Raw genomic sequence first — 5,143 nt, 5'->3', positions numbered from 1 at the left:
TTCATCGCGTCCACCGGGGCCAGGATGCGGATGTCCAGGCCGTCGGTGTCGTAGTCCTGCAGGTAGCCCTTCACGCGCTCGATGATCCGGGCGTCGTGGGCGCGGTCCTTGTCCAGCCAGAACACCGCCGGGGTGTCGCTCAGGCGGGCGCGGTCGACGGCCAGCTTCACCCAGTCGCGCACCGGCGCGTCCTTGGTCTGGCACATGCGCCAGATGTCGCCGGACTGCACCGGGTGTTCGAAGATCGTGCGGCCGGCCTCGTCGCTGACGCGCACGATGCCGTCGCCGGGGATCTGGAAGGTCTTGTCGTGCGAGCCGTATTCCTCGGCCTTCTGCGCCATCAGGCCGACGTTGGGCACGCTGCCCATGGTGGCCGGGTCGAAGGCGCCGTTGGCCTTGCAGTCGTCGATGACCGCCTGGTAGATGCCGGCGTAGCAGCGGTCGGGAATGACGGCCTTGGTGTCCTGCAGCTCACCGGCCGCGTTCCACATGCAGCCCGAGTCGCGGATCATCGCCGGCATCGAGGCATCGACGATGACGTCGCTGGGCACGTGCAGGTTGGTGATGCCCTTGTCGGAGTTGACCATGGCCAGGCCCGGGCGCGCGGCGTACAGCGCCTCGAGTTCGGACTTGATCGCCACCCGGGTGGCTTCGGGCAGTTTGTCCAGGCGCGCGTACAGGTCGCCGATGCCGTTGTTGCGGTCGAAGCCGGCGGCGGCCAGCGCCTCGGCGTGGCGGTCGAGCACGTCCTTGTAGAACTCGCCCACGGCAATGCCGAACATGATCGGGTCGGAGACCTTCATCATGGTCGCTTTGAGGTGCAGCGAGAACAGCACGCCCTTGGCGCGGGCGTCGGTGATCTGTTCGGCGATGAAGGCCGCCAGGCGCTGGCGGTTCATCACCGAGGCATCGACGATTTCGCCGAACTGCACCGGCACGCTTTCCTTTAGCACGGTGGTGACGCCGTCGGTGCGCAGCAGTTCGATCTTCAGGCTGCCGGCCTCGTCGAGGATCGCCGACTGTTCGCTGCCGTAGAAATCGCCGCCGTCCATGTGCGCCACGTGCGACTTCGAGCTGGCGCTCCACTTGCCCATGCGGTGCGGATGCTTGCGGGCGAAGGCCTTCACCGACTTCGGCGCGCGGCGGTCGGAATTGCCCTCGCGCAGCACCGGGTTCACCGCGCTGCCCTTGGTGCGGTCGTAGCGGGCCTTGATGTCCTTCTCGGCGTCGGTCTTCGGCTCGTCCGGGTAGTCGGGCAGGTCGTAGCCCTGCGACTGCAGCTCGGTGATGGCGGCCTTGAGCTGCGGCACCGAGGCGCTGATGTTGGGCAGCTTGATGATGTTCGCTTCGGGTTTGGTCGCCAGTTCGCCCAGTTCGGCCAGGTGGTCGCCGATGCGCTGGTCGTCCTTCAGCCGTTCCGGGAACTGCGCCAGGATGCGGCCCGACAGCGAGATGTCGCGCGTCTCGACGGCGATGCCGGCGGCGCCCGCGAAGGCCTGCACGATCGGCAGCAGCGACTGGGTCGCCAGGAACGGGGCTTCGTCGGTCAGCGTGTAGATGATCTTGGGCGAATCGGACATGGTGGTTTGATCCCGTGAAGTCAGCCCCGCATTGTCGCGGTTACGCGGGGCTGGGGAAAGCGCGGCGCCGAGTCGTCCACTTCGGGCAGGGCCGTCGCGGCCAGCGGCACCTGGTCGATGCCGGGCAGCACCACCGGCTGCACGGCCCAGTCTTCCGGCGTCAGCAGCTTCAGCCCGTGCGCCGCGCGGCCCTTGTCGCACTGCGGGCTGTGCCGGCCGAATTCCCAGGAAGGTTCCACCTGGCGGCATACCGAGGGTCGCTGCGGGTAGATGCCGCAGTGGCCGTCGACGCCGATGGTGCCGCGCAGGCCCACGCAGCGCGGATGGCTGCCTTCGGTGCCGCGCATGGCCAGCTCATGCCGGCGCAGCGGCATCACCAGCTCTGGCGGCGGGCCGTCGGGGTTGTCAGGCTGGGCTTCCGACCAGTGGAAGGACACGCGGAAGGTGGCACAGCAGGCGCCGCAGCGCAGGCAGGGATGGCTCATGGGCCACGGAGGCTCGAAGGATTATTCGATGGTGAAGCTGCGGGTCTCGACGACCCGGTCGTTTATCGCGATTTCCACCCGGTAGCTGCCTGCCGGCCAGGGCTCGGGCTGGGTGATGCTGAAGGTGGTGACGGTCGGCACTTCGGGGACCAGGCTTTGGCCGGCCTTGGCGACCTGGGTGCCGTCCTCGAGCAGCCAGCGCGCCGACAGGGTCAGGCCCGGGCTGCTGCCCACGCCCACGACGGCGGCATGGATGGTGTCGACGGTGGTGAAGACGTCCTGCGGGCGGGGCACGCGGCCTTCTTCGTCCAGCTCGGTGCCCAGTTCGACCGCCACCACGCGGAAATCGCCGCGGGGCATGGGCGCTTCTTCGGGCGCGGCCTGGGCTTCGCCGGCGTCAGCCACGTCCTGCGCGGGGGCCGCGGCGTCGCCGTCCGGCGCGGCGTCCTGGTCGCCACCGCAGGCGGCCAGCAGCAGGGACAGCGACAGGGCGAGGGGCGTCAGGATCGGGCGCATGGTCGGCTTGTGTGTGGTTACTGGCGGTTGGTGCGCGGATTGCCCGGGAGGGGCAGGCCCGGGGTGGCCCGGAAGGGGTTGATGTCCAGGCCGCCGCGGCGCGTGTAGCGAGCGTACACCGCCAGCCGCGTCGGCGCGCACTGCTGCATCAGGTCCATGAAGATGCGTTCGACGCAGCTTTCGTGGAAATCGCTGTGCTGGCGGTAGGACACCAGGTAGCGCAGCAGGCCGTCGCGGGCGATGCGCGGGCCGGCGTAGCGGATCTGCACGCTGGCCCAGTCCGGCTGGCCGGTGACCGGGCAGTTGGACTTGAGCAGGTGCGAGACCAGGATCTCGTCGGCCCTGGTTTCGGTGTCGCTGGACAGGAAATCCGGGCGCGGCGGGCCGTAGTGGCTGATCTCGATCGGCAGATCGTCGATGAGGTCGCCTTCGAGGTTTTCGATGAGCGCGACGTTGTTGGAACCGGCCGGCGTCAGCACCACGCTGACCGGCGCGCCGGCGGCGGCCGACAGGTCGGCCACCAGCTGGGCGCGCAGGGCGTCGGTGTCGGCGAAACGCGCCATCGCATAGCTGCCCAGGTACAGCTTGAGGCTCTTGGATTCGACGATGTTCGGTGACGTCGCCGGCACGCGCAGTTCGGCCAGCGCGACGCGCGGCTTGCCGCGGCCGTCCAGCCAGCTCAGTTCGTAGGCATTCCAGAAATCGACGCCGCCGAAGGGCAGGTCGTCGCCCAGGCCAAGCGTCTCCCGCGACTGGGCGCGGGCGATCGGAAACAACAGGGAAGGATCGTAGTCACCGCCGTATTCGACGGCTTTGCCCAGGGGGCTCAGTTCGGGGGACGTCATGGGCGGCATTCTCTCACGGTGCCGGTCGCAGGTCGCGAGAAAATGCCCCCGTTCAGCTTGCGCGCTCAGTCCGCCATGTGAAGGTAATCCAGGGCCACCTGCAGCATCGTGCGGGTGCCGACCTTCAGCGCCTGTTCGTCGAGGAAGAACTCGGGCGAGTGGTTCGACGGGGCCTTCAGCGGGTCCTGGTCGGGCGGTGTGGCGCCGACGAAGTAGAAGAAGCCTGGCACCTCGTTGGCGTAGTAGCTGAAGTCCTCGGCGCCCATGGTCAGGTCCATTTCGACGACGTTGTCGGCGCCGACCACTTTTTCCAGGCTCGGCGCCATGCGCATGGTCAGCGCCGGGTGATTGACGGTGACCGGGTTGCCCTTGGTGTCGGGCACTTTCGCGACGGCGGTGGCGCCGTGCGCGTGCGCCACCGATTCGGACACGTTGATCAGGTCGGCGAAGACCTGCTGGCGCATGCCTTCGTCGAAGGTGCGGATGGTGCCCACCAGCTCGACTTCATCGGGAATGATGTTGTAGCGGATGCCGCCCTTGATGGCGCCGAAGCTGACCACCACCGGCAGCTTGGAGATGTTCTGCCGGCGGCTGACGATGGTCTGCGCGGTGCCGATGACGTCGGCCGCGGCAACGATCGGGTCCACGCCGCCCCAGGGGCGCGAGCCATGCGTCTGCCGGCCCTTGATGACGATGTTGAACCGGTCCGAAGCCGCCATCAGCGGGCCGCTGCGGTAGCCGACGGTGCCGGCGTTGAGCGTGCTGAACACGTGCAGGCCGAACACCGCCTCGGGCTTGAAGCTCTCGAAGATGCCCTGCTTCAGCATCTCCTCGGCGCCGCCCTCCTCGCCATCCGGCGGGCCTTCTTCGGCAGGCTGGAAGATGAAGAGCACTTCGCCGGCCAGCTCGTCCTTCACCGAGGCCAGGGCCTCGGCGACGCCCATCAGGATGCCGGTGTGGGCATCGTGGCCGCAGGCGTGCATCACGCCGGTGGTCTCGCCGCGGAAGGTGGTGGTGGCCTTGGATGCAAACGGCAGGCCGGTGCGTTCGGTCACCGGCAGCGCGTCCATGTCGGCGCGCAGCGCGATGCGCGGCCCGGGCTTGCCGCCGCGCAGCACGGCGGTGACGCCAGTGGTGGCGATGCCGGTGCGCACGTCTTCGAAACCGAGCGCGCGCAGGTGCTCGGCGACCAGCGCCGCGGTGCGGGTTTCGCGGTTGCCCAGCTCCGGGTTCTGGTGGATGTCGCGGCGCCAGGCCTGCACTTTCGCGTCCACCGAAGCGGCCAGCGCCTCGACGTCGGGCGACTGGGCGAAGGCGGGGCCGCAAAGCGCGGCGGCGAGGGCAGAAACAAGCAGCAAACGGCGCATGGTGGCTCCCCTGGATGGCCTGCCGGCGATGCTAGCACGCAGGTCGCGCCGGCTCGTGGCACGCCTCGGCCTCGAACCGCGTTGTACTGGAGACGCGCCCCGGGAGCCCGCCATGCAACTGAACCTGTTCCTGATGATCTTGCTGCTGCTTCCCCTGCCTGGCGCGGCGCTTGCCCAGTCGGCGACGGAAAAGCCCCGGGCTGAGGCCGAAAAACCCCCTGCCGCGGCCACGCTGCGGCCCGGTGTTGCCCGGCAGATGAAGGTGCCGGTCACCGCGCAGCAAGAGGCCTTCCGGCGCGCGGTCGGCGTACACGGCGGTGTGTCGTTTGAGAAGCTCCGGACAATGCGCC

At 68.8% G+C, this 5,143-nt stretch carries 6 protein-coding genes; 1 reads left to right on the top strand and 5 read right to left on the bottom strand.

Features of this window, described 5'->3' with window-relative positions; all coding sequences use genetic code 11:
* From AACZ35_RS12190 to AACZ35_RS12170, 5 genes are all read right to left on the bottom strand, one after another.
* A partial coding sequence (locus AACZ35_RS12190) for an NADP-dependent isocitrate dehydrogenase (RefSeq protein ID WP_339829695.1) occupies nt 1–1,580 on the bottom strand: 1,580 nt, incomplete at its 3' end.
* Nucleotides 1,581–1,600: 20 nt separating this feature from the next.
* Nucleotides 1,601–2,065, bottom strand: a complete 465-nt coding sequence (locus AACZ35_RS12185) for a YkgJ family cysteine cluster protein (RefSeq protein WP_339829691.1) — start codon at nt 2,063–2,065, stop codon at nt 1,601–1,603.
* Between the two features lie 21 nt (nt 2,066–2,086).
* Nucleotides 2,087–2,581: a hypothetical protein gene (locus tag AACZ35_RS12180; protein WP_339829688.1), complete on the bottom strand. Its 495-nt coding sequence runs from the start codon at nt 2,579–2,581 to the stop codon at nt 2,087–2,089.
* Between the two features lie 17 nt (nt 2,582–2,598).
* Nucleotides 2,599–3,426 carry an NADPH-dependent 7-cyano-7-deazaguanine reductase QueF gene (gene queF / locus AACZ35_RS12175; protein ID WP_339829685.1) on the bottom strand — a complete coding sequence of 276 codons (828 nt, stop codon included), beginning with the start codon at nt 3,424–3,426 and terminating at the stop codon, nt 2,599–2,601.
* A 65-nt stretch (nt 3,427–3,491) separates the two neighbouring features.
* On the bottom strand, nt 3,492–4,793 hold the full coding sequence (locus tag AACZ35_RS12170; protein ID WP_339829682.1) for an amidohydrolase: 1,302 nt from the start codon (nt 4,791–4,793) through the stop codon (nt 3,492–3,494).
* Nucleotides 4,794–4,905: 112 nt separating this feature from the next.
* Here AACZ35_RS12170 and AACZ35_RS12165 point away from each other — a divergent pair.
* The coding region (locus tag AACZ35_RS12165; protein ID WP_339829679.1) for a hypothetical protein at nt 4,906–5,143 on the top strand (238 nt) is incomplete at its 3' end.

The organism is uncultured Arenimonas sp. (genome assembly GCF_963976025.1).
Lineage (GTDB): Bacteria > Pseudomonadota > Gammaproteobacteria > Xanthomonadales > Xanthomonadaceae > Arenimonas.
This window is presented reverse-complemented; position numbering and strand designations above follow the sequence as displayed.

Bases quoted from the DNA above. Each gene is read 5' to 3' on its own strand.
- AACZ35_RS12180 (WP_339829688.1), bottom strand. From the start codon at position 2,581: ATGCGCCCGATCCTGACGCCCCTCGCCCTGTCGCTGTCCCTGCTGCTG.
- queF (WP_339829685.1), bottom strand. From the start codon at position 3,426: ATGACGTCCCCCGAACTGAGCCCCCTGGGCAAAGCCGTCGAATACGGC.
- AACZ35_RS12170 (WP_339829682.1), bottom strand. From the start codon at position 4,793: ATGCGCCGTTTGCTGCTTGTTTCTGCCCTCGCCGCCGCGCTTTGCGGC.
- AACZ35_RS12185 (WP_339829691.1), bottom strand. From the start codon at position 2,065: ATGAGCCATCCCTGCCTGCGCTGCGGCGCCTGCTGTGCCACCTTCCGC.